This window comes from Methylobacterium sp. E-045 (assembly GCF_022829685.1).
GTDB lineage: Bacteria > Pseudomonadota > Alphaproteobacteria > Rhizobiales > Beijerinckiaceae > Methylobacterium.
Window position 1 is genome coordinate 52818 of sequence record NZ_JAKSYE010000086.1, and the last position, 23558, is coordinate 76375.

Genomic DNA, 23558 nt, shown 5'->3' on the forward strand with positions numbered 1-23558 from the left:
GGACTAGGTGAGCCTTCATCGAGAGTACGGGCGCGACGACCGGAATGCCGCGGAGTCCCGGCGGCGAGGATGGGCATGGCGGGACGCATCGAGGATTACGCGCTGGTGGGCGATGGCCGCACGGCCGCTCTCATCGGTCGGGATGGCAGCGTCGACTGGCTCTGCTGGCCGCGTTTCGATTCCGCCGCCTGCTTCGCCTCTCTCCTCGGCACCGAGGAGCACGGCTTCTGGAAGCTGTCCCCGGCGGACGGCGACGCGGCGGTCTCCCGGCGCTATCGCGAGGGCAGCCTCGTCCTCGAGACGCGCTACGTCACCTCCACCGGCGAGGCCAGGGTCACCGACTACATGCCGGCCAATGACGGCTCGCACCTCGTGCGCATCGTCGAAGGGCTGTCCGGCTCGGTGGACATGCGGATGGTCTTGTCCGTGCGCTTCGATTACGGGCTCGCGGTGCCCTGGGTCTCGCACAACGAGCTCGGCGACCTGCGCGCCATCTCCGGCCCGCACAAGGTGGTGCTGCGCACCCTGGCCCCCCTCGATGGCGTCGGCCAGACCACGGTGTCGGCCTTCCGCGTGAGCGAGGGCGAGAGCATGGCCTTCAGCCTCAGCTACGGCCCCTCCCACGAGGACGACCCGCCGCCGATCCAGCCGCGCAAGGTCCTCTACGAGACCGACCGCTACTGGCGCGACTGGTCGAGCCGCGCCGCCTCGGGCACCCCGTGGGACGCCATCCTCAAGCGCTCCCTCCTCACCCTGAAGGCGCTGATCTACCAGCCCACCGGCGGGATCGTGGCCGCGCCCACCACCTCCCTGCCCGAAGAGCTCGGCGGCGTGCGCAACTGGGATTACCGGTTCTGCTGGCTGCGCGATTCGACCTTCACCCTCATCGCCCTGATGGATGGCGGCTACCTCGACGAGGCCCGCGCCTGGCGCGACTGGCTGGTGCGGGCGGTGGCGGGCAATCCGGAACAGGCCCATATCCTCTACGGCATCGCCGGCGAGCGGCTGCTGCCCGAGATCGAACTCGACTGGCTGCCCGGCTACGAGGGCTCGAAGCCGGTGCGGATCGGCAATGCGGCCGTCGACCAGTTCCAGCTCGACGTCTACGGTGAGATCTTCGACGCCCTTTATCAGGCCCGCCAGCGCGGGATGCTCGGCGACGCGGACGGCTGGCGCGTGGGCCTCGCCCTGCTGGAGCACCTGGAGAAGGTCTGGAGCGAGCCCGACGAGGGCATCTGGGAGGTGCGCGGCGGGCGCCGCCACTTCGTCCATTCGAAGGTCATGGCCTGGGTCGCCTTCGACCGCGCCATCCGCTCCTTCGAGATGGGCGACGGGCCGCCCGCCCCCGTGGATCGCTGGCGCGCGATCCGCGACCACATTCACGAAGAGGTCTGCGAGAAGGGGTTCGACACCGAGCTGAACAGCTTCGTGCAGTATTACGGTTCGAAGACCCTCGACGCGAGCCTGCTCCTCATCGCCCATATGGGCTTCCTGCCCCAGGACGACCCGCGCGTCGTCGGCACGGTGGAGGCCATCGGCCGGAAACTGATGCGCGGCGGGTTCCTGCTGCGCTACGACACCGAGGATGACAATACCGATGGGCTGCCCGGCGGCGAAGGGGCTTTCCTGCCCTGCAGCTTCTGGTACGCCGACAATCTCATCGGCCTGGACCGTTGCGACGAGGCCCGTGACCTGATCGAGCGGCTGATCGGGGTCTGCAACGATCTCGGTCTGATCGCGGAGGAATACGACGTGGACGCCAAGCGCCTGGTGGGTAATTTTCCCCAGGCCTTCAGCCATGTCACGCTGGTGAACACGATCTTGAACTACAGCCGCGCCTACGGGCCGGCTCGGGAGCGGAGCGAAAAATCCGCCCTCGCCCGCGCCACCTCCCCCAACCGGGCGAAGTCTCTCGGCGAGGTGAGTTCTCCCGGCCGGGGCGGTGCAGACTTAACGGATGCCGCGGCGCAGCGCAGTTGAGCGCCGCCGCCACAAACGACGGGAAGACGAGACCATGAGCGGAGCCGACAACAGGCCGACCGAGGCCCTGAGCGAGATCGACAAGCTGTCGATCGATACCCTGCGCACCCTGGCGATCGACGCGGTGCAGAAGGCGAATTCGGGACATGCGGGTGCGCCGATGGCGCTGGCGCCCGTGGCCTACACCCTGTGGAACCGGTATCTCCGCTACGACCCGGCTCATCCGCACTGGCCCAACCGCGACCGTTTCGTCCTCTCGGCCGGCCACGCCTCCATGCTGCTCTACGGCCTGCTGCATCTCGCCGGCGTCGCCCAGACGGATGGCGGCAACGAGCCGGCCGTCAGCATCGAGGACATCAAGAACTTTCGCCAGCTCGATAGCAAGACGCCGGGGCACCCGGAATATCACTTCACCACCGGCGTCGAGACCACCACCGGGCCTCTCGGCCAGGGGGTCGCGAACTCCGTCGGCATGGCCATGGGCGGACGCTTCCTCGGCGAGACCCTGAACCGTCCCGACCTGCCGCTGTTCGACTTCAACGTCTACGCCATCTGCTCGGACGGCGACCTGATGGAGGGCGTGGCCTCGGAGGCCGCCTCCATCGCCGGGCACCTGCGCCTGTCGAACCTGTGCTGGATCTACGACAACAACACCATCACCATCGAGGGCCATACCGAGCTCGCCTTCTCGGAAGAGGTGGCGACGCGCTTCCTCGGCTACGGCTGGCAGGTGCTGCGGGTGGCCGACGCCAACGACGTCCACGCCGTCTCCGCCGCCCTGGAGACCTTCCTCCAGTCCAGCGACCGCCCGACCCTGATCGTCGTCAACTCGATCATCGGGTATGGCGCTCCCAATAAGCAGAACACCTCGAAGGCGCATTCGGACGCGCTCGGCGTGGACGAGGTCAGGGCCGCCAAGCGCGCCTATGGCTGGCCCGAGGACGCGCAGTTCCTGGTGCCCGAGGGCGTCAAGGAGAACTTCCAGGCCGGGATCGGCGAGCGCGGCGCTGCGCTCTTCGCCGATTGGGAGCGGTTCATGGCGGAGGCCAAGGCCGCCGAACCGGCGCTGGCGGAAGAGATCGACGCCCTCCTCGCCGGCCGCCTGCCCGAGGGTTGGGACCGGGACATCCCGGTCTTCCCGGCCGACGCCAAGGGCATGGCCACGCGCGAATCCTCGGGCAAGGTCCTCAACGCCATCGCCAAGAACGTGCCCCACATGCTCGGGGGCTCGGCCGATCTCGCGCCCTCCAACAAGACCAAGCTCGAATTCGAGGGGGCCGGCACCCTGTCGCCCTTCGAGCCGGGCGGGCGCAACATCCATTTCGGCGTGCGCGAACACGCCATGGGGTCCATCGTCAACGGCCTCGGCCTCGTCGGCCTCAGGGCCTACGGCGCGACCTTCCTGGTCTTCGCCGACTACATGCGTCCGCCCATCCGCCTCGCGGCGCTGATGGAGCTGCCGGTCTTCCACGTCTTCACCCACGATTCCATCGGGGTCGGCGAGGACGGGCCGACCCACCAGCCGGTGGAGCAGCTCCTGACGCTGCGCGCCATTCCGGGCCTCGTCACCCTGCGCCCGGCGGATGCCAACGAGGTGGCGGAAGCCTATCGCGTCATCATGAACCTCAAGGACCAGCCGGCGGTGCTCGCCCTCTCCCGCCAGCCGCTGCCGACCTTCGACCGCGCGACCTATGGCAGCGCGGCCGGCACCGCCAAGGGCGCCTACGTGCTCGCCGACAGCGAGGGCACGCCCGACGTGATCCTCATCGGCACCGGCTCCGAGGTGCAGCTCTGCGTCGCCGCCTACGAGGCGCTCAAGGCCGAGGGGGTGAAGGCCCGCGTGGTCTCGATGCCGTCCTGGGACCTGTTCGAGCGCCAGGACGAGGCCTACCGCAACAGCGTGCTGATCCCGGACGTGCTGGCCCGCGTCGCCGTGGAGCAGGGCTCGGTGATCGGCTGGGACCGCTATTCCGGCTCGTCCGGGACGATCATCGGCATGCACACCTTCGGCTCCTCGGCACCGATCAAGGACCTGCAGACCAAGTTCGGCTTCACCCCCGAGAAGGTGGCGCAGGCCGCCCGCGACCAGATCGCACGGCACAAGAAGTAGGGATCGAGGGTTTTCTGAAGGACGGAACGCACGTCCCCCTCCCCCTTGTGGGGAGGGGAGGCGCGCTTCCTGAGAACGAGTGTTCAACGACGCCGGCTTTCGCGCGCCGCTTACGACGACCACGACGAGGAGTTTTCGCATGAACCCGCTCAAGGCTCTCTTCCCGGAACAGGGCCAGGCCGTGTGGCTCGACTTCGTCGCCCGCGGCTTCATCGCGGACGGGCGCCTGAAGGCGCTGGTGGACGAGGACGGCCTGCGCGGCGTGACCTCGAACCCGTCGATCTTCGAGAAGGCGATCGGCGATTCCAGCGAGTACGACGCCGCGCTGAAGGAGGTCATGGATGCAGGCGACGCCCGCGTCATCGACCTCTACGAGGGCTGCGCCATCGCCGACATCCAGGCCGCCGCCGATGTCCTGCGTCCCGTCTACGACGAGAGCGACGGGGCCGACGGCTATGTCAGCCTCGAAGTCTCGCCGTATCTCGCCCTGTCCACGGAGGACACCCTCGAAGAGGCCCGCCGCCTGCACCAGACCGTGGCCCGCGACAACCTGATGGTGAAGGTGCCCGCCACCCCCGCCGGGATCCCGGCGATCCGGGCGCTCACGGCCGACGGCATCAGCATCAACGTCACCCTGCTGTTCGGGCAGGATGCCTACGAGGAGGTGGCGCGCGCCTTCATCGCCGGCCTCGAGGAGTTCGGCGCCAAGGGCGGCGACGTTTCGAAGGTCGCCAGCGTCGCGAGTTTCTTCATCAGTCGCATCGACGTCGCCGTGGACAAGGCGCTGGACGCCAAGATCGTCGAGGCCAACGATCCCGACGAGAAGGCGGAGCTGGAAGGTCTGAAGGGCAAGGTCGCCATCGCCAACGCCAAGCTCGCCTACCAGCGCTACAAGCGCATCTTCGCCGAGCCGACATGGCAGGCGCTGGCGCAGAAGGGCGCCAAGGCGCAGCGCCTGCTCTGGGCCTCCACGGGGACCAAGAACAAGGCCTATTCCGACGTGCTCTACGTCGAGGAGCTGATCGGCCGCGATACCGTCAACACCATGCCGCCGGCCACCATGGACGCCTTCCGCGACCACGGCACGGTCAAGCCCGCCATCGAGGAGAACCTCGGCGACGCCGAGGCCGTGATGGCGCGTCTCGCCAAGGCCGGCATCGACATCGGTGCGGTGGCCGATACGCTCGTGGACGAGGGCGTCCAGCTCTTCATCGATGCCGCCGACAAGCTCCTCGGCGCGGTGGCGGGCAAGCGCGCCGATTTCCTCGGCGCCAAGCTCGACGGCCAGACCCTGATCCTCGGCGATGTCATCGGCGCGGAGGCGAAGAAGGCCGTCGAATCCTGGCGCGCCTCGGGCTCGATCCGCCGGCTCTGGGCCCATGACAAGACGGTCTGGTCGAATGCCGACGAGGATCAGTGGCTCGGCTGGCTCCGCATCGTCGAGGACGAACTCGCCCGCGTCTCCGAGTACCAGGCCTTCGCCGAGGATGTCCGCCAGACGGGCTTCACCGACGTGGTCGTCCTCGGGATGGGCGGGTCGAGCCTCGGCCCGGAAGTCCTGGCCGAGACCTACGGCACCCGCGAGGGCTTCCCGCGCCTGCGCATCCTCGATTCCACCGACCCGGATCAGGTTCGCGCCACGGAAGGCGCGGTGAACCTCGAGACGACCTTGTTCATCGTCGCCTCGAAATCCGGCTCCACCCTCGAGCCCAACGTCTTCCGCGACTACTTCCTCGGCCGGATGAAGGCCCTGGTCGGCGAGTGGGCGGGGGCGCATTTCGTCGCCGTCACCGATCCCGGATCGGCCATGGAAGCGGCGGCCAAGGCCGACAATTTCCGCCGGATCTTCCACGGCGTGAAGCAGATCGGCGGACGCTATTCGGTGCTCTCCGCCTTCGGCCTCGTCCCGGCGGCGGCCTCCGGCATCGACGTGAAGCAGTTCCTCGACACGGCGCGGACCATGGTCCGCTCCTGCGGCCCGGCCGTGCCGCCCGCCCAGAATCCCGGCGTTCTGTTGGGCACTGCCATGGCGGCGGCGGCGCTCCATGATGGTCGCGACAAGGTGACGTTCATCGCCTCGCCGGGCATCGACACGTTCGGCGCCTGGGCCGAACAGCTCATCGCCGAATCCACCGGCAAGGACGGAAAGGGCCTCATCCCCGTCGATGGCGAGCCGGTGGGCGTGCCGGCGGTCTATGGCCGCGACCGCTTCTTCGTCTACCTGCGTCTCGACAACCGGGCGGATGCCCGGCAGGACGAGGCCGTGCGCAGCCTGGAGCGCGAGGGGCACCCCGTCGCCCACATCACCATGGCGAACGAGGAGCAGCTGCCGCAGGAATTCTTCCGCTTCGAGATCGCCACGGCGGTGGCCGGCGCGCTGCTCGGCATCAACCCGTTCGACCAGCCGGACGTGGAAGCGAGCAAGATCGAGACGAAGAAGCTGTTCGACGCCGCCGAGAAGAGCGGGGCCCTGCCCTCCGAGACGCCGCTCGTCGAAGACGAGACCATCGCCCTCTACGCCGACCCCGCCAATGCCGGGGCGCTGCCGCAGACCGCCGAGGGGTTCGAGGCGGGACTGAAGGCGCATCTCGCACGGATCAAGGACGGCGATTACGCCGCGCTGCTGGCCTATGTCGCCCGCAACGAGGGGCACCACGCCATCCTGCAGGAGGCGCGCATCGCTCTGCGCGACAAGCGCAAGGTCGCGACCTGCCTCGAATTCGGGCCGCGCTTCCTCCATTCCACCGGCCAGGCCTACAAGGGCGGTCCGGATACCGGAGTGTTCCTGCAGATCACCGCCGACCCGTCCGAGGATCTCGCCATCCCCGGCCGGGCGCTGGGCTTCGGCACCGTCGTGGCGGCCCAGGCACGGGGCGACTTCGCGGTGCTGGCCGAGCGCGGTCGCCGGGCGCTGCGCGTCCATATCAAGGGCGGCGACGTGGAGGCCGGCCTCAAGCGCATCGCGGGGGCGATCAAGGCGGCCCTGGCCGGATAATCGCACCGCCTCCGAACACCCGCGATGGGCCCCCTCTCCCGTCTGGGAGAGGGTTGGGGTGAGGGTCGCGGACTGGCCGGATCGGTCACACACCGCACCCCGTCCCTCTCCTTCCAGGAGAGGGAACCCGCGCCCGGCGACGGCAAGTTGGCACGTTCCGAAATCCAAGCACGGAGATCCCCAATGCAGCTCGGCATGATCGGCCTCGGCCGGATGGGCGGCAACATCGTCCGCCGACTTCTGCGCGACGGGCATACGGCCGTGGTGTTCGACCAGAACCCGGAGGCCGTGGCGGCCCTCGTCGCCGAGGGCGCCACCGGGGCTGCGAGCCTGGAAGAGTTCGTGGATAAACTCGATGCGCCGCGTGCGGCCTGGGTGATGCTGCCGGCGGGTGCCATCACCGAGGCCACGGTGGCGAAGCTCGGCGACCTGATGCAGGCGGACGACGTCGTCATCGACGGCGGCAATTCCTTCTACAAGGACGACATCCGCCGGGCCGCCGAACTCAAGCTCAAGGGCCTGCACTACGTCGATGTCGGCACGTCGGGCGGCGTCTGGGGCCTGGAGCGCGGCTATTGCATGATGATCGGAGGCGACACCGACGCCCTCGACAGGCTCGACCCGATCTTCAGGACCCTGGCGCCCGGCATCGGCACGATCCCCAAGACACCGGGGCGCGAAGGCCGCGATCCCCGCGCCGAGCAGGGCTATATCCATGCCGGCCCGAGCGGGGCCGGCCACTTCGTCAAGATGATCCACAACGGCATCGAATACGGGCTGATGCAGGCCTATGCCGAGGGGTTCGATATTCTCAAACACGCCAATTCGAAGGACCTGCCCGAGGGCCAGCGCTTCGATCTCAACATCGGCGACATCGCCGAGGTCTGGCGGCGGGGCAGCGTCGTCTCGTCCTGGCTCCTCGACCTCACGGCCGGCGCCCTGGCGGGCGACGAGACCCTCACCGACTTCTCCGGCTTCGTCGCCGATTCCGGCGAGGGACGCTGGACGCTGAACGCCGCCATCGAGGAATCGGTGCCGGCCAACGTCCTCTCGGCAGCCCTCTACGCCCGCTTCCGCTCCCGCGAGGACGCGTCCTACGCCGACAAGCTGCTCTCGGCCATGCGCAAGGGGTTCGGCGGGCACGTCGAGCCGAAATAGCCCGGAGCCGCGCCATGATCCCACTGCCCAACAACGCGGAGATCTTTCCGGACGCGGACAGCGTCGCCCGCGCCGCGGCCGACCGGCTGGTCGCGCTCTGCGCCGAGAGCAGGCAGGAGCGCATCGCGGTCTGCCTGTCGGGCGGCTCGACCCCGAAGCGGCTCTACGCGCTGCTCGCCGGGCCGGATCATGTCGGCGCCCTCCCCTGGGAGCGCCTGCACTGGTTCTTCGGGGACGACCGGTTCGTGCCCTGGACGGATGAGGCGAGCAACATGCACATGGCCCGGACGGCGTTCGGGAACGCGCCGATCCCGGAGGGCCATCTCCATGGCATCCCCACCGACGGGACCCTGGACGCGGCGGCCTCCGTCTATGCGAAGACCCTGCGGGACTTCTACGGTGCCGATAGTCTCGACCCGGCCCGCCCGCTCTTCGACCTCGTGCTCCTCGGCCTCGGCGAGGACGGACACACCGCCTCCCTGTTTCCGGGCAAGCCCGCCGTGGACGAGCGCGAGGCCTGGGTCGCCGCCGTGCCCGAGGCGGGGCTCTCGCCGTTCGTGCCGCGGATCACCTTGACCTTCCCAGCGCTCGCCTCCTCGCGCCAGCTCCTCGTGCTCGTGACGGGGGCGGGCAAGCGCGAGCCCCTCACCCACATCGCCGGCGGCGAGGATCTGCCCGCGCGTCACATCTCCAGCACCGGCACCCTGACATGGCTGCTCGACCGCGCGGCGGCGGATCTCGGCTGAGACCGAGGACCGGCGGTCCGTGACTGTCCTGCCCCTTGGCATCGTCGCAGGCGGAGGTTACGTTACATGTAACGCTTTGGGAAAGGTCTCGTCATGTCGGCATCTGTCCGTCAGCGCGTGAGCAAGCGCCGTGATGCGCTCCGCGCGGCCGGCCTGCGACCCATTCAGATTTGGGTGCCCGACACCCGAAGGGCGGGCTTTGCCGAAGAATGCGGGCGACAGGCTCGGGTCGTAGCGGCGGCAGATGCGGCCGATCGGGAGCTGGATGCCTTCATGGAGGCGGCGCTTCTCGATATGCTCCCTGAGCGCGAGGCATGAAGCGGGGCGATCTCGTCACCATCGCCATGCCCGGCGATTTCGGCAAACCCCGTCCAGCACTCATCATCCAATCGGACGCGTTCATTGAGACCGGCACGGTCACGGTGCTGCTGATTTCCGGGACGCTGGCCGAGGCTCACCTGATCCGCACGACCATCGAGCCGAGTGAGGCCAATGGCTTGAAGAAGCGCTCACAGGTCATGGTGGACAAGGCCATGTCGGTGAAGCGTGAGGAGATCGGGGCACGGATCGGGCAGCTCGATACAGAGACGATGCTGGCGGTGACGCGGGCGCTGGCCGTGTTCTTGGCAATCGCCTGAGGGCGGATCGCCGCTGAGGCGATCGCACGAGGCCGATGAGAGACCGTCCGGGATCGGCGGCTACGACTTCAGCACCGGATCCGAAATGTCGCCGCCGCCGCGCCGGGCGAGGTAGGCGGGCTGGAACAGGCACATCCGCACCGCGTCGCGGTACTTGCCGTTGACGAAGAACTCGTCCTTGAGGATGCCCTCGGGCTCGAAGCCGCAGCGCTCGTAGATGCGCACGGCGCGGGCATTGTCCTTGTCCACATGCAGGTAGAGCTTGTGGATATTGAGGACGCTGAAGGCGTAGTCCATGGCGATCCGGGTGGCGCGCGGGGCGTAGCCCTGGCCCTGGAAGGCCGGATGGATCGCGATCTGGAACTCGCAGCGCCGGTGCAGGTGGTTGATCTCCACGAGCTCGACGAGACCGGCCGGCTCGCCGTCCGCATTGGCGATGATGAAGCGCCGCTCGGTCTGGTTGTGGATGTTGCGCTCGTAGAGCTGCGCCAGTTCGGCGAAGGACTCGTAGGCCTCCTCGAACCAGTAGCGCATGATGCTGTCGTTGTTGTTGAGCTGATGCACGAACATCAGGTCTTCGCGCTCCAGCGGTCGGAGCTTCACCGGGCCGTCGGCGGCGATGGTGCGGGGAGCGAACTTGCTCATGGTTTGAGGCTCATGGGGTCACGCATTCCGTGATGAGACGGCGCATGAACGCCTCGCCGGCCTCGAGGGCGGCGAGGGTGATGTACTCGTCGGGCTGGTGGGCCTGGTCGATGGAGCCGGGTCCGCAGACCACGGTGGGGATGCCCGCCACCTGGAATCGCCCGGCCTCGGTGGCGTAGGGCACGGAGATGGTGTGGTTGCGCCCCGCCACCCGCAGGGTCAGGCGCTCGGCCTCGGAACCCGGCTCGGGGGCGAGGCCCGGCACCGCCACCTCCTCGATGGTCTCGATCCGCCCGTAATCGCCGTAGCGGTTGAGCCGCCCCGTCAGCACCGCCTCGACCTTGGCCGCGAACAGGCCTGGGATCTCGCCCAGGTCGAGATCGGGCAGGCCGCGAAACTCCCAGTGGAAGGTGCAGATCTTGGGCAGGATGTTGCGCGCCGTGCCGCCGGAGATCGTGCCCACATGGACGGTGGTGGAGGGCGGGTCGAAGCGGCCGGACGCGTCGCCCCGCTCAATCATCACGTCGGCGATGCGGTTCAATTCGGAGACGAGCTCGGCCGCGGCCATCACCGCGTTGGCGCCGAGCATGGGCTTGGCCGAATGCGCCTCGTGACCGTGGACGGTGGTGAAATAGGTCACGATGCTTTTGTGGGCGTCGGCGACGTCGAGATCGGTGGGCTCGCCCACGATCACCGCACCCGGCCGGGGCAGATCCTTGCCGAACCGGGCGATGGTGTCGGCCACACCCAGGCAGGTGGTCTCTTCGTCATAGGAGAGCAGGATGTGGATCGGGCGCTTGAGGTCGGCGGCGAGCATGTCCGGCACGGCGGCGAGCGCCAGGGCGCAGAACCCCTTCATGTCGACGGAGCCGCGTCCATAGGCGCGCCCGTCCGCGATCCGCAGGGTGAAGGGGTCGCTGGTCCAGGCCTGGCCCGTCACCGGCACCACGTCGGTATGGCCGGAGAGGACGACGCCGCCATCCACCATCGGGCCGATCGTGGCGAAGATCGCCGCCTTGTCGCCCGCGGCGTTGGGGATGCGCACATGGCTGACGCCCCAGCCGTCGAGATAGGCACAGACGCTGTCGATCAGCGCGAGGTTGGAGCGCGAGCTCTCCGTGTCGAAGGCGACGAGGCGCGCCAGCAGGTCGAGCGTGCTCAACCGCTCTCCGCCACGGGACATCGGCCTAAGCAGGTTTCGCAAAAGTGGCCCCCGGATCTGCGGCAAACACCTGCGTCAGAGCAGAAACCCAAGCAGGGTGAAGCGTTGGCCCGCCAACGTGAACCCGCTCAGTGGACGCTGCGGCGGACGTGCGGCGAATCGAGGGAGAAGGCGGGGATCTCGGCCTCGAAGCTCTCGCCGGCGGTGGTCGACATGGTGTAACTGCCGGCCATCAATCCGTCGGGCGTGGTGAGCGGGCAGCCGCTCGTGTAGCTGAACGACTCGCCCGGGCCGAGCACCGGCTGCTTGCCGACGACGCCGGCACCGCGCACCTCCTGGGTCTCGCCTCGGCCATCGACGATGCGCCAGTGGCGCGAGCGCAGCTGCACCTGCTCGGAACCGTTGTTCACGATCTCGACCGTGTAGGCGAAGAAGTAGCGGCTCTCGTCGGGCGAGGATTCCTCTTCGACGAAGCGGGGCTGGACGGTCACGCTGATGCCGCGCGTCTGGGCCTTGTACATCGCCTTCAAAGCCTCCCGTACCGTCGCCCACCGATAAGCGACATAGCCTTTTCGCCGTGGTACGTCCCGGGCGAAATCGCGTCAATCGTGCTGAATGCTGGGCTGCCCGCCCCAATCGGAAGGTCGTGCCCCGTGGTCGAGGAGACCGTCTCGCCCCTGCCCGCTCCGTTTCCGAGCCGGGCCGTCCTCGCCAGCCTCGCCATCGCTGTCCTGGCCGCCGCCTTCGCCTGGAGCGCGCCGGAGCGGAACGGCTGGGCCGCCCTCGCCCTGGGGGGAGCGCTGGTGCTCGACGGCTTCGCGCTGCTGGCGGGCGCGCTCCTGGCCCGGCGCGGCCCGGCGCCCCGGATCGCCGGTCTGCCCTCCGTGGTCCTGGCCTTCGGTCCGGCGGCGGGACTTGGTGCCGTGCTCTTCGCCGTGGCGCTCCTGATCCGGCCCGCCTGGTTTCCCCCCGTGGCGAGTGCGCTGGCGGGGCTGATCGCCATGGGCGCCATCGCCCGCCTCGTCGTCGCCTGGATCGTGTTGCGGGCGGGGCGGGAGGACGAGGCTTAACGGCCCCTTCAGCGATCCGTAGGATGGTGCGCCGGATCATGCGGCGTTTCCTGGTCCCCAGCCGGGGAAGGCGGCCGAGTGCGGAGCGGGCGACGCGAGACCATGCCGGATACCAAGCAGGACACGGCGCCGACGAGCCCGCCCCCTTCCCTCGGCGAGAAGGCCGGGGGTATTCTGGCGGCGCAAGGGATCCAGGCCCTGCATGCGGCCGGCGCGATCCTCCCCGAAACCCCCTTCGCGGCCGATCAGGTCCAGCCGGCGAGCCTCGACCTGCGCCTGGGTTCCCGCGCCTTCCGGGTGCGCACGAGCTTCCTGCCCGGTGCGCGGCCGGTCTCGGCCTGTATCGAGGCCTTCGCCCTCCATGAGATCGACCTCACCGCCGGCGCGGTGCTGGAGACCGGCTGCGTCTACATCGCTGAATTGCAGGAGACCCTGGCCCTTCCGGCGGACGTGGCCGCCAGCGCCAACCCGAAAAGCTCCACCGGCCGCATCGACGTGTTCACCCGCGTCATCACCGACCGGGGCCAGGCCTTCGACCAGGTGGAGGCCGGCTATAGCGGCCGGCTCTATGCCGAGATCTCGCCGCGCACCTTTCCGGTCCGCGTCCGCACCGGCTCGCGCCTGTCGCAGATCCGGTTCCGTCGCGGCGAGCCGCGCCTTACGGACGCCGAACTCGCCGCGCTTCATGCGGCCTCGCCGCTCGTCGCCTCCGCCGCCCCGTCCTTCCAGGGCGGCATCGCCGTCTCGGTGGATCTCGCCGGCTTCGAAGGGCTGATCGGCTACCGCGCCAAGCGCCATACCGGCCTCGTCGATGTGGACGCGCCGGGCCGGCACCGCACCGCGGATTTCTGGGAGCCGCTGCCCGCCGACGGCTCGGGCGCACTGATCCTCGATCCCGGCCAGTTCTATATCCTCGCCTCCAAGGAGGCCGTGCAGGTGCCGCCCGATTTCGCCGCCGAGATGGTGCCGTTCGATCCGCTGGTGGGTGAGTTCCGGGTCCATTACGCCGGCTTCTTCGACCCCGGCTTCGGTTTCGCCGCGGCGGGAGGCGCAGGCGCGCGGGCGGTGCTCGAAGTGCGTTCGCGGGACGTGCCGTTCCTGCTGGAGGACGGCCAGATCGTTGGCCGCCTCGTCTACGAGCGCATGGCCGAGCGCCCCGCCGCCCTCTACGGCGCCGATGCCGGCTCGAACTACCAGGCGCAGGGCCTGAAACTGTCGAAGCACTTCGCCTGAGATCGAAGGCGCCCTACTGCGCCGAATCGCTCTCCGCCTCGGCCGGGTCGATGTCGTAGCGCCGCGAGCAGAACTCGCAGGTGATGCCGATGCGGCCGTCCTCGGCGACCATGTCCCGGCGTTCCTGCGGCGAGAACGAGCGGATCATCCCCATGACGCGCTCGGGCGAGCAGCGGCAGCGCTCGTGGACGGCCTGCGCCTCGAACACCCGCACGCCGCGCTCGTGGAAGAGCCGGTAGAGCAGGCGCTCGGAGGAGACCTCCGGATCGACCAGTTCGTGGTCCTCCACCGTGTTGACGAGGCTGCGCGCCTCGACCCAGGCATCGTCCTCCGGTGCCGCGCCCGCATCGAAATGGGCGTGGCCCTCGGGGATGTCGCCGGGGGGGAGGTCGGCGAGTCGGGCGCGGTCGATGGATTGCGGCAGGAACTGGATCATCAGGCCGCCGGCGCGGTAGGTCTTGGCGCCGCCCGCGAACTGCTCGGCCACCGCGAGGCGGACCTGGGTGGGGATCTGCTCTGACTGGCGGAAATACTGATGGGCCGCCTCTTCCAGGCTCTGGCCCTCCAGGGCCACCACGCCCTGGTAGCGGCTGAAATCGTTGCCCTGGTCGATGGTCATGGCGAGATGCCCCTGCCCGATCAGGTCGGCATCCCTGAGAGGGGCGCTCCCCAGAGCTTCGATCCGCGCGGCGTCGAAGCGCGCCGTGGCGCGCAGGCGGTCGGGCGCCTCGAAATCCACCACGATCATCTCCACCGGGCCGTCGGTCTTGGTCTGGAGCTGGAACCGGCCCTCGAACTTCAGGGACGAGCCGAGCAGCACGGTGAGCGCCGCCGCCTCACCCAGCAGACGCGCCACCGGGTCGGGATAGCCGTGGCGGCGCAGGATGGTGTCGACGCTGGGGCCGAGCCGGACCACGCGGCCGCGCACATCCAGCGCTTCCACCGAGAACGGCAGGGCGACGTCGTCGGCACCCTCGATGATCGTGGGGGAAATCTCGTGTCCGGAGGTCATGGCCTCTCCATGTCTCTATTCTCGACCTCATCCTGAGGTGCCGGAGCGAAGCAAAGGCCTCGAAGGAGCCCGCCAGTCCGCGCGATGGCTGCCGGGGGCCTCCTCCGAGGCGGCTTCGCGTCACCTCAGGATGAGGTCGCGCGGGGGGCGAGCAACGCTGCGAGGATCGCGATCCTCGGCATCCACGAGCCGGACGTTCAACCGCCGATCGTGCATCTGGACCCCGATATAGACACGGGGCCGCCATTTCGCATGGCCTTCGGCCCTGGTCGCACGCGACCTCCGCCACCGGCGCATGTGGCCAATCCCGGTCGGGTGCGTCGCGAACGTCGTCCGCGCGTCGAGGCAAGCGCGTCCGGACCGGGCCTCACGCCCCCAGGCACCAGGCCAGAATGCCCTTCTGCGCATGAAGCCGGTTCTCGGCCTCGTCGAACACCACCGAGCGCGGGCCGTCCATGATCTCGGCGGTCACCTCCTCGCCGCGATGGGCGGGAAGGCAATGCATGAAGATCGCGTCGTCCTTGGCCGCCGCCATCAGCTTGGCGTTGACCTGATAGGGCGACAGCAGGTTGTGACGGTAATGCTCGTCGTCGTCGCCCATGGAGACCCAGCAGTCGGTGACGACGGCATCCGCTCCGTCCACCGCCTCGAAGGCGTCAGTGGTGACGTTGATGCGCGCGCCCTCGGCCCTCGCCCAGGCGAGCAGGGCCGGCGGGGCGGAGAGTTCGACGGGGGCGGCGATGTTGAGGGTGAAGTCGAACCGTGCCGCCGCGTGGACCCAGGAGGCCAGCACGTTGTTGGCGTCCCCCGACCAGGCGATGGTGCGTCCCTGGATCGGCCCCCGATGCTCCTCGAAGGTCAGCACGTCGGCCATGATCTGGCAGGGATGCGAGACCTTGGTCAGGGCGTTGATCACCGGCACGTCGGCATAGTCGGCCAGTTCCAGCATCGTGTCGTGGTCGAGGATGCGGATCATGATCGCGTCGATGTAGCGCGACAGCACGCGGGCCGTGTCGCCCACGGTCTCGCCCCGGCCGAGCTGCATCTCGCTGCCCGTCAGCATCAGGGTCTCGCCGCCGAGCTCGCGCATGGCGACGTCGAAGGAGACGCGGGTGCGGGTGGAGGGCCGGTCGAACACCATTGCCAGCATCTTGCCCGTCAGCGGGCGCTCGGCGGCGATCTCGCCCTTGCGGCGACGGCCCTTCATCGCGGCCGCGGAGGTCAGGACGGCACGCAGATCCTCGCCGGAGAAATCCTTCAGGTCGAGGAAGTGGCGGGGCCTGGCGGCGGTCCCGTTGGTCTGGGGAATCATCAGCTCGTTCTTCGTGTTGGGCATATCGGTCGTGCGGGCGTCGCGGTCCGGCGACGAAGCCGGACGGCCATGCGTTACTCCGCGGCTCCGCGCATCTGCGAACCGAGTCGTCCGGCCGTGGCGTCGAGGCGCTCCACCGCCTCGGCCACGTCCGCCTCGGAGACGATCAACGGCGGCAAGAGTCGGACCACGTTGTCGCCGGCGGGAATCACCAGCAGGCGCTCGTCGCGCGCCGCCGCGGTGAAGGCGGTGTTGGGCACGTCGAGCTTGAGCCCGAGGATGAGGCCGGTGCCGCGAATCTCCGTGATCACGCCCGGATGCCGGTCGATGACCGCGCCGAGCCGCTGCTTGAGGAGCAGGCCCATGCGCAGGACATGGTCGAGGAAGCCGTCGGCGAGCACCACGTCGAGGACGGCGTTGCCCACCGCCATGGCGAGCGGGTTGCCGCCGAAGGTGGTGCCGTGGCTCCCCGCCGTCATGCCGCGGGCGGCCTCCGCCGTGGCGAGGCAGACGCCGAGGGGGAAGCCGCCGCCGATGCCCTTGGCCGCGCTCATGATGTCGGGGGTGACGCCCGCCCATTCATGGGCGAACAGGCGGCCGGTGCGGCCGACGCCGGTCTGGACCTCGTCCATGATCAGGAGCAGGCCGTGCTCGTCGCAGAGGGCCCGCAGGCCGCGCAGCATCTCGGTGGGCACCGTGCGGATGCCGCCCTCGCCCTGGATCGGCTCGATCATCAGAGCGGCCGTCTCCGGGCCGATCGCCGCCACCAGCGCGTCGTGATCGCCGAAGGGCACCTGGTCGAACCCGTCCACCTTCGGGCCGAAACCGTCGATGTACTTCTGCTGCCCGCCCGCCGCGATGGTGGCTAGCGTCCGCCCGTGGAACGCGCCCTCGAAGGTGATGATGCGGAAGCGCTCCGGATGTCCGCCCGCCGCGTGGTACTTGCGCGCCATCTTGATGGCGGCCTCGTTGGCCTCCGCCCCGGAATTGGCGAAGAACGCCACGTCCGCGAAGGTCGCGTCCACGAGCCGCCGGCCGAGGCGCTCGCCCTCGGGGATCTCGAACAGGTTCGAGGTGTGCCACAGCTTCTGCGCCTGGGTGGTCAGGGCCTCCACGAGGTGCGGATGGGCGTGGCCGAGGGCGTTCACGGCGATGCCGGCGCCGAAATCGAGATATCGCTCGCCGTCGTGCGTCACGAGCCAGGCGCCCTCTCCGCGCTCGAAGGCGATCGGAGCCCGGGCGTAGGTCGGCAGAAGGGCGGATGTCACGATCCCGACTTCCCATCGTCAAAGCGGACACGCGGACGTGCCGCGGCACCAAATGAAAGTGCCGCCTCGAAACCGGGCGGCACCGCTGCGATTACTAGAGAATTGGCCGGTTCTGTCAATGATCGGCCGGGTTCACAGGCCTGACATGCCTGAGGGTTAAGCTGTGCTGCAGGGCGGTCTCCGGCTGTCGCACGACGGCCATGGCCGGCACGGCCGGGAGCTTGCGCGGCTCGGAGCAAGTGTGCTCTGTCCCGCCCCGGCGGGCATGACCCCTGGGATGGCATGCCCTGACATCAGGACGCTCGCCTTCAAGGCAGGCACCCCCTCAAGGGAAGGACGGACGGATGAGCACGGTCAAGGAACGCCTAGATGCCCTCGGCCTGGTGCTGCCGAAGGCCGCGGCGCCGGTCGCGAACTACGTACCCTTCATCCGCACCGGCAATCTGGTGATCATCTCCGGCCAGATCTGCTTCGGCGCCGACGGCAAGCTCGCCGACGCCCACAAGGGCAAGCTCGGTGCCGAGATCTCCCCGGAGGCCGGCATCGCCGCCGCCCGGCTCTGCGCCCTCAACGTGCTGGCGCAGGTGCAGGCGGCCGTGGGCGATCTCGACCACGGCGTTGTGCAATGCCTGCGCCTCGGTGGCTTCATCAATGCGGTGCCGACCTTCGCCGGCCTCGCCGGGATCATGAACGGAGCTTCCGACCTGATGGTCGAGATCCTGGGCGATCGCGGCCGGCACGCCCGCTCCACCGTGGGCGTCGCCGAACTGCCCCTCGACGCCGCCGTCGAGGTCGAGGCGATGTTCGAGGTGAAGTGAGGGTGGCGCCGAACGCCCCCGCCTGGCTCACCGCGACGCCCATCGCCCATCGGGGCCTGCACGACCGGGCCGCCGGCATCCCCGAGAACACCCTGGCGGCGGCGAAAGCCGCCATCGCCGGCGGCTACGCCATCGAATGCGACGTGCAGCTCAGCGCCGACGGCGAGGCGATGGTGTTCCACGACGAGGCCCTCGGGCGTCTCACCGGCGCCGTCGCCCTCGTGGCCGAGACGCGGGCGGACGCCCTCGCAGCGCTCTCCGTCGCCGGCTCGCCGGAGACGATCCCCACCCTGCCCGTCTACCTCGCCGCCATCGCCGGCCGGGTGCCCCTCGTGGTCGAGGTCAAGTCGCGCTTTACCGGCGATCTGCGCCTGGTCGAACGCGTGGCCGCCATCGTCTCAGGCTATGACGGCCCCGTGGCGGTGAAGTCCTTCGACCCGGCCCTGATCGCGGCCTTCGCCGGTCTCGCGCCGGGTATCCCGCGCGGAATCGTCGGCGAGACCGCCCAGGACGATCCGGCCTACGCACTGATGCCGGAGAGCCTGCGGCGCTCGCTCTCCGACCTGCTGCATCTCGGGGCGAGCCGCCCCGATTTCCTGTCCTGGCGCGTGGACGACCTGCCCTGCGCCGCCACCTATCTCTGCCGCCATCTCGGCCGGATGCCGCTGATGACCTGGACGGTGCGCCATCCCGATCAGCGCCAGCGCGCGCAGGAGCATGCCGACCAGATGGTGTTCGAGGGGTTCCGGCCGTGAGGGCCGGCCTGATGGGAGATTGGACTCCGTTCCGTTGACGGGGGCAATCTTCGTCCTGCTAACCCGGGGCTCCAAATGGCGTGACAGTCATGGACCCACTTGCGTCATTCCGGGGCCGCGGAGCTGAGGCCCGCAATCCGGGTTCATCAACGTCGTCACCTCACCGAATGCGATGGACGAGGGCAAGGTGAGTTCCATGCTCATCGGTCCCCACAACGCCGATCAGGCCGGCACGGGCACGAGCCCGTCGAGGAAGGCCGTGACCTCGCGGCGGTTCCAGGATGCGCCATCTGTCCAGAATCGGAGCAGGGCGACGTGGTTGAGCCGCACCCAGGCGATCACACGCGGTCTCGCCAGGCGGGAAGCGCCCTTGGGCAAAAAGTCGTCGCGCACCTTCGGATCGGCTCCGATGGACACGATCAGGCAGGGCAGGTCGCGACCGGCCCGGTCGGGATACCATTTCACCCGAGGTCCGTGCGAACCGAGGGCCGTCGAAACGAAGATCGTGCCGGGGACGTTGGTGTCCTGCTCGTCGAGATTGGCCATCTCGATCAGGACATCGTCGGCGAAGTCATCCGGCGGCGTCCGCCTTTCGCTGCCGGGTCGGACATCGAGGGTCGTCGGTCCCATCTATCTCATCCCTCCTCGGGAATCGTGCCTGTCATTCTTGATCCAGGGCCATTCGAGCCGCAAGGGCGGCGGTCTCCAAGATCGGTCCCCGGAGGTGACCGGCGTCTGCGTCCGCACCGCGCGCTTGTCCCCTCGCCCCATAGGGCTAGATTGCGGTCATGGAAAAGACCGGACCGGTAGCCGAGCCAGAGCTGGATCCCGCACCGACCCTACAGGTGCGAGCGGTCACCGGCCTCGCCCAGATCCCGGCGGCGGAATGGGATGCCTGCGCCACGTCGCCCGAGACCCTGGCGGCGGGGGACGAGATGCATAATCCCTTCGTCTCCCATGCCTTCCTCTCCGCCCTGGAGGATTCGGGCTGCGTCTCGCGCAGAACGGGGTGGCTGCCCCTGCATGTGGTGGTGGAGCGGGAGGGGCGGCTCGTCGGGGTCGCGCCGTGCTATCTCAAGTCGCACAGCCAGGGCGAGTACGTGTTCGACCATGGCTGGGCGGATGCCTACGAGCGCGCGGGCGGAGCCTATTACCCCAAGCTCCAGGTCAGCGTCCCGTTCACGCCGGTCACCGGCCCGCGCTTCCTTATCGCGCCGGGGCAGGACGTGGCCGAGGCCGCCTCCGCGCTGATCGCCGGGCTGCGCGCGCTCCGGGCGGAGACCAAGGCCTCCTCGATCCACGTCACCTTCATGCAGGAGCGGGAATGGGAGCAGGCCGGCGCGCTGGGGCTCCTCCAGCGGCTCGACCAGCAGTTCCACTGGGACAATGCCGGCTATGCCGGGTTCGAGGATTTCCTCGGGGCGCTCTCCTCACGCAAGCGCAAGGCGATCCGGCGCGAGCGCCGGGACGCGCTGAGCCAGGGCATCACCATCGAGCACATCACCGGCGCCGATCTGACGCCGGCCCATTGGGACGCGTTCTACGAGTTCTACGCCGATACCGGCGCGCGCAAATGGGGCCGGCCCTACCTCAACCGCGAGTTCTTCGGCCTCATCGGCGAGCGGATGCCGGAGCGCATCCTGCTGATCATGGCCAAGCGCGAGGGCCGCTACGTGGCCGGCGCCATCAACCTCATCGGCGACGTGGCGCTCTACGGACGCAACTGGGGCTGCGTCGAGGACCACCCATTCCTGCATTTCGAGGTCTGCTACTATCAGGCCATCGATTACGCGATCCGTCGCGGGCTCAAGCGCGTCGAGGCGGGGGCGCAGGGGGAGCACAAGCTCACCCGCGGCTACCGGCCGGTGCTGATGCATTCGGCCCACGACATCGCCGATCCCGCCCTGCGCCGGGCCATCGCCGATTATCTCCGCCGCGAGCGCGACCACGTGCTCGAGGCGGCCTCCGTCCTGGGTGAGATGACGCCGTTTCGCCGGGACTGCATGATAGCCGATCCCGAGACTCCCGAGGACGAAGAGCGCCCATGAGCCCGATCGACCGTATCAAGGCCTTCGCCGACGACCTGACGGCAATCCGCCGGGACATCCATGCCCATCCCGAGATCGGCTTCGAGGAAGTGCGGACCTCGAACCTCGTGGCCGAAGAGCTGCAGCGCTACGGCATTGCGGTCCATCGCGGGCTCGGGGGCACCGGCGTGGTCGGGGTGCTCGAAGGGCGCTCGCCCAACGGCCGCCGCATCGGCCTGCGCGCCGAACTCGATGCCCTGCCGATCGAGGAGGAGACCAACCTCCCCCACCGCTCCACCATTCCGGGCAAGATGCACGCCTGCGGCCATGACGGCCACACCACCATGCTGCTGGGAGCCGCGCGCTACCTGGCCGAGACCCGGGACTTCGACGGCACCGCCCTGTTCGTGTTCCAGCCGGCGGAGGAAGGCCTCGGCGGCGCCCGCGCCATGCTCGCCGACGGGCTGTTCGAACGCTTCCCCTGCGACGAGATCTATGGGCTCCACAACGCCCCCAACGGCCCGCACGGCAAGCTCAAGATCCGCCCCGGCCCGATGATGGCGGCGGCCGACTTCTTCGACATCCGCATCACCGGGCGCGGTGCGCACGCGGCCGAGCCCCATCGCGGCCTCGATTCCATCGTGGCCGCCTCCGCCCTGGTCCAGGCGATGCAGTCCATCGTCTCGCGCGGCGTCGATCCCCTGAAGAGCGCCGTGGTCTCGATCACCCAGATCCATGCGGGGGCGGCCTACAACGTCATCCCCGAGGGCGCCCATCTCGCCGGCACGGTGCGGACCTTCGACGCGGAGGTGCGCAGGCTCGTCTCCGCCCGCATCCGCGAGGTCGCCGAGGGCGTCGCCCTCGCCCACGGTGTCGAGATCGCGGTGGAGATCCGCGACGTGTTCTCGGTGCTGGAGAACAGCGCCGCGCACGCGGCGGCGGCGGCGGAGATCGGGCGCGAGGTCTTCGGGGCGGAGGGCGTCGACGACGACACGGTGCCCCGCATGGGCAGCGAGGATTTCGCCGACATGCTGAGGGTGGTGCCGGGTGCCTATGCCTGGATCGGTGCAACGCCGGGGCCGGGCCTGCACAACGCCGCTTTCGATTTCGACGACAGCATCATCCCCCTGGGCAGCTCCTACCTCGCCCGCCTCGTCGAGAAGCGCACCGCCGCATGACCAGCCTGTTCGACTTCACGCCCAAGGCCGCCGACGGCACGCCCTATCCCCTGGATCAGCACCGGGGGCAGGTCGTGCTCGTGGTCAACACCGCCTCGAAATGCGGCTTCACCCCGCAATACGAGGGGCTGGAGACCCTCTGGCGCAGGCATCGCGAGGAGGGGCTCGTGGTGCTCGGCTTCCCCTGCAACCAGTTCGGCGCCCAGGAGCCGGGCGATGCCGGGGAGATCGCGCAGTTCTGCAGCCTGACCTACGATGTCAGCTTTCCCGTCCTCGCCAAGGTGGAGGTGAACGGGGCCGGCACCGACCCGGTCTTCGCCCATCTGAAGCAGGAGAAGCCTGGCCTCCTCGGCACCAAGGGCATCAAGTGGAACTTCACCAAGTTCCTGGTGGGCCGCGACGGCAGGGTCGTCGGGCGCTACCCGCCCACCGCCAAACCCGCCGATCTCGAGGGCGACATCGCGGCGGCGCTGGCCGGACGCTGAGCGTCAGGCGGCGGAGCCCTTCGCCTGGATCTCGATGAAGACCCGCTTCACCGCCGGGTTTTGCGCCTTCAGCCGGGCGTCCAGACGGCCGACCATCGCCTCGACCTCACCGGCCTTGAGGTCGTCCTCCATGTCGAGGCTGATGTTCACCAGGATGTCGGAAGGGCCGAGATGCTGGGTCAGCACCGCGTTGACGTGGCGGACGCCGGGCTCGGTCCGCACCGTCTCCTGGATCGCCGCCACGGTTTCGGGGGCGGCCGCCTCGCCGACGAGGAGGCCGTGGGTCTCGATCATCAGGAACAGCGCCATCCCGATCAGGATCGCGCCGATGCCGATGGAGGACCAGCCGTCGAGGGAGGGCATCTGCAGCCATTCGGCGAGGATCACGCCGGCCAGGGCCACCATCAGCCCGAGGAGGGCGGCGACGTCCTCGATCAGGACCGTGAACAGGGCCGGGTCCTTGCTCCGGCGGATCGCGGTGATCGCCTCGCGGTCGCCCTTCTCGGCCCAGAACGCCTTGAGGGCGACGGCGCAGGAATAGCCCTCGGCCAGCACCGCGAAGCCGAGGATCGAGAGGTTGACCCAGAAGCCCGGAATGGTGCGGCCGAAGATCACCGCATCGGCGGAGGCCTCCGGGTAGTGGATCTTGTGGATGCCCTCGTAGACCGCGAAAGCACCGCCGCCGAGGAAGATGAACAGCGCGACGATGAAGGCGTAGAAATAGACCTCGCGGCCATAGCCGAAGGGAAAGCGCGCATCCGCCGGCTTCTTGGCCCGCGACAGGCCGACGAGGAGGAGGATCTGGTTGGCCGTGTCCACCAGGGAATGGACGCCCTCGGCCAGCATGGCCGAGGATCCGGTGAAGAACGCGCCCACGAACTTCGCCGCCGCGATGGCGAGGTTGGCCCCTGCGGCGGTGTAGATCGCGCCGTTGCTCTCATGCGCCATGCCGGCGAAACTCTCTTG

General features: G+C 69.1%; 22 protein-coding genes. 14 read left to right on the forward strand and 8 right to left on the reverse strand.

All coding sequences use genetic code 11. The features are described 5' to 3' along the window. The first annotated feature begins 75 nt into the window (after positions 1-75). From MKK51_RS15680 to MKK51_RS15710, 7 genes are all read left to right on the forward strand, one after another. A complete protein-coding gene (locus tag MKK51_RS15680) occupies positions 76-1980 on the forward strand; it encodes a glycoside hydrolase family 15 protein (RefSeq protein WP_243978797.1) in 1905 nt (634 codons plus the stop codon). Positions 1981-2014: 34 nt separating this feature from the next. Then, positions 2015-4090, forward strand: a complete 2076-nt coding sequence (gene tkt / locus MKK51_RS15685) for a transketolase (RefSeq protein ID WP_243978798.1) — start codon at positions 2015-2017, stop codon at positions 4088-4090. A 139-nt stretch (positions 4091-4229) separates the two neighbouring features. After that, positions 4230-7085, forward strand: coding sequence for a bifunctional transaldolase/phosoglucose isomerase (locus tag MKK51_RS15690; RefSeq protein ID WP_243978800.1), 2856 nt, complete (start codon positions 4230-4232; stop codon positions 7083-7085). A gap of 183 nt (positions 7086-7268) precedes the next feature. Continuing rightward, a complete protein-coding gene (gene gnd / locus MKK51_RS15695) occupies positions 7269-8243 on the forward strand; it encodes a phosphogluconate dehydrogenase (NAD(+)-dependent, decarboxylating) (protein ID WP_243978801.1) in 975 nt (324 codons plus the stop codon). Between the two features lie 14 nt (positions 8244-8257). Continuing rightward, positions 8258-8989 (forward strand): 6-phosphogluconolactonase, encoded by a 732-nt coding sequence (gene pgl / locus MKK51_RS15700; protein ID WP_243978804.1) that lies wholly within the window; start codon positions 8258-8260, stop codon positions 8987-8989. 93 nt (positions 8990-9082) lie between these two features. Further along, on the forward strand, positions 9083-9307 hold the full coding sequence (locus MKK51_RS15705) for an antitoxin MazE family protein (protein WP_243978806.1): 225 nt from the start codon (positions 9083-9085) through the stop codon (positions 9305-9307). Further along, complete coding sequence (locus tag MKK51_RS15710; RefSeq protein ID WP_243978807.1) at positions 9304-9627, forward strand: type II toxin-antitoxin system PemK/MazF family toxin; 324 nt, start codon at positions 9304-9306, stop codon at positions 9625-9627. Before MKK51_RS15705 ends, MKK51_RS15710 begins: the two co-directional genes overlap by 4 nt. 60 nt (positions 9628-9687) lie before the next feature. On the opposite strand, the gene speG is transcribed toward MKK51_RS15710, so the two are convergent. From speG to apaG, 3 genes are all read right to left on the reverse strand, one after another. Continuing rightward, positions 9688-10272, reverse strand: coding sequence for a spermidine N1-acetyltransferase (speG, locus tag MKK51_RS15715; RefSeq protein ID WP_243978809.1), 585 nt, complete (start codon positions 10270-10272; stop codon positions 9688-9690). Between the two features lie 10 nt (positions 10273-10282). After that, positions 10283-11455 carry an acetylornithine deacetylase gene (gene argE, locus MKK51_RS15720; protein WP_243978811.1) on the reverse strand — a complete coding sequence of 391 codons (1173 nt, stop codon included), beginning with the start codon at positions 11453-11455 and terminating at the stop codon, positions 10283-10285. 107 nt (positions 11456-11562) lie between these two features. After that, on the reverse strand, positions 11563-11955 hold the full coding sequence (gene apaG, locus MKK51_RS15725) for a Co2+/Mg2+ efflux protein ApaG (RefSeq protein ID WP_018044100.1): 393 nt from the start codon (positions 11953-11955) through the stop codon (positions 11563-11565). 132 nt (positions 11956-12087) lie between these two features. On the opposite strand from apaG, the gene MKK51_RS15730 reads away from it, so the two are divergent. Together MKK51_RS15730 and MKK51_RS15735 are read left to right on the forward strand one after the other, a co-directional pair. After that, positions 12088-12504, forward strand: a complete 417-nt coding sequence (locus MKK51_RS15730) for a hypothetical protein (protein WP_243978813.1) — start codon at positions 12088-12090, stop codon at positions 12502-12504. Between the two features lie 102 nt (positions 12505-12606). After that, the gene (locus MKK51_RS15735; protein ID WP_243978816.1) at positions 12607-13737 is read left to right on the forward strand and encodes a 2'-deoxycytidine 5'-triphosphate deaminase; all 1131 of its coding nucleotides are present in this window, start codon (positions 12607-12609) and stop codon (positions 13735-13737) included. A gap of 13 nt (positions 13738-13750) precedes the next feature. On the opposite strand, the gene MKK51_RS15740 is transcribed toward MKK51_RS15735, so the two are convergent. From MKK51_RS15740 to MKK51_RS15750, 3 genes are all read right to left on the reverse strand, one after another. Beyond that, a complete protein-coding gene (locus MKK51_RS15740; protein WP_243978818.1) occupies positions 13751-14749 on the reverse strand; it encodes an Hsp33 family molecular chaperone in 999 nt (332 codons plus the stop codon). Between the two features lie 367 nt (positions 14750-15116). Next, positions 15117-16085 (reverse strand): ornithine carbamoyltransferase, encoded by a 969-nt coding sequence (gene argF / locus MKK51_RS15745; RefSeq protein ID WP_243978820.1) that lies wholly within the window; start codon positions 16083-16085, stop codon positions 15117-15119. A 50-nt stretch (positions 16086-16135) separates the two neighbouring features. Beyond that, positions 16136-17329 (reverse strand): aspartate aminotransferase family protein, encoded by a 1194-nt coding sequence (locus tag MKK51_RS15750; protein WP_243978822.1) that lies wholly within the window; start codon positions 17327-17329, stop codon positions 16136-16138. Positions 17330-17673: 344 nt separating this feature from the next. Here MKK51_RS15750 and MKK51_RS15755 point away from each other — a divergent pair, with 344 nt between their 5' ends. Both MKK51_RS15755 and MKK51_RS15760 read left to right on the forward strand, forming a co-directional pair. Beyond that, on the forward strand, positions 17674-18147 hold the full coding sequence (locus tag MKK51_RS15755) for a RidA family protein (RefSeq protein WP_018044106.1): 474 nt from the start codon (positions 17674-17676) through the stop codon (positions 18145-18147). A 2-nt stretch (positions 18148-18149) separates the two neighbouring features. Continuing rightward, positions 18150-18902: a glycerophosphodiester phosphodiesterase family protein gene (locus MKK51_RS15760; protein WP_243978824.1), complete on the forward strand. Its 753-nt coding sequence runs from the start codon at positions 18150-18152 to the stop codon at positions 18900-18902. Between the two features lie 222 nt (positions 18903-19124). Here the strand turns inward: MKK51_RS15760 and MKK51_RS15765 are convergent, their stop codons facing one another. Then, positions 19125-19532: a hypothetical protein gene (locus MKK51_RS15765; protein ID WP_243978826.1), complete on the reverse strand. Its 408-nt coding sequence runs from the start codon at positions 19530-19532 to the stop codon at positions 19125-19127. Between the two features lie 158 nt (positions 19533-19690). On the opposite strand from MKK51_RS15765, the gene MKK51_RS15770 reads away from it, so the two are divergent. The 3 genes from MKK51_RS15770 to MKK51_RS15780 are packed head-to-tail and all read left to right on the forward strand — an operon-like array spanning position 19691 to position 22592. Continuing rightward, positions 19691-20950 (forward strand): GNAT family N-acetyltransferase, encoded by a 1260-nt coding sequence (locus MKK51_RS15770; protein WP_243978827.1) that lies wholly within the window; start codon positions 19691-19693, stop codon positions 20948-20950. Next, positions 20947-22107 carry a M20 aminoacylase family protein gene (locus tag MKK51_RS15775; protein ID WP_243978834.1) on the forward strand — a complete coding sequence of 387 codons (1161 nt, stop codon included), beginning with the start codon at positions 20947-20949 and terminating at the stop codon, positions 22105-22107. Before MKK51_RS15770 ends, MKK51_RS15775 begins: the two co-directional genes overlap by 4 nt. After that, entirely contained in the window at positions 22104-22592 is a 489-nt protein-coding gene (locus MKK51_RS15780) for a glutathione peroxidase (RefSeq protein ID WP_243978836.1), read from the forward strand. The genes MKK51_RS15775 and MKK51_RS15780 overlap by 4 nt, the downstream gene beginning before the upstream one ends. A 3-nt stretch (positions 22593-22595) precedes the next feature. On the opposite strand, the gene MKK51_RS15785 is transcribed toward MKK51_RS15780, so the two are convergent. After that, a complete protein-coding gene (locus MKK51_RS15785) occupies positions 22596-23540 on the reverse strand; it encodes a cation diffusion facilitator family transporter (protein WP_243978838.1) in 945 nt (314 codons plus the stop codon). Between the last annotated feature and the right edge of the window lie 18 nt (positions 23541-23558).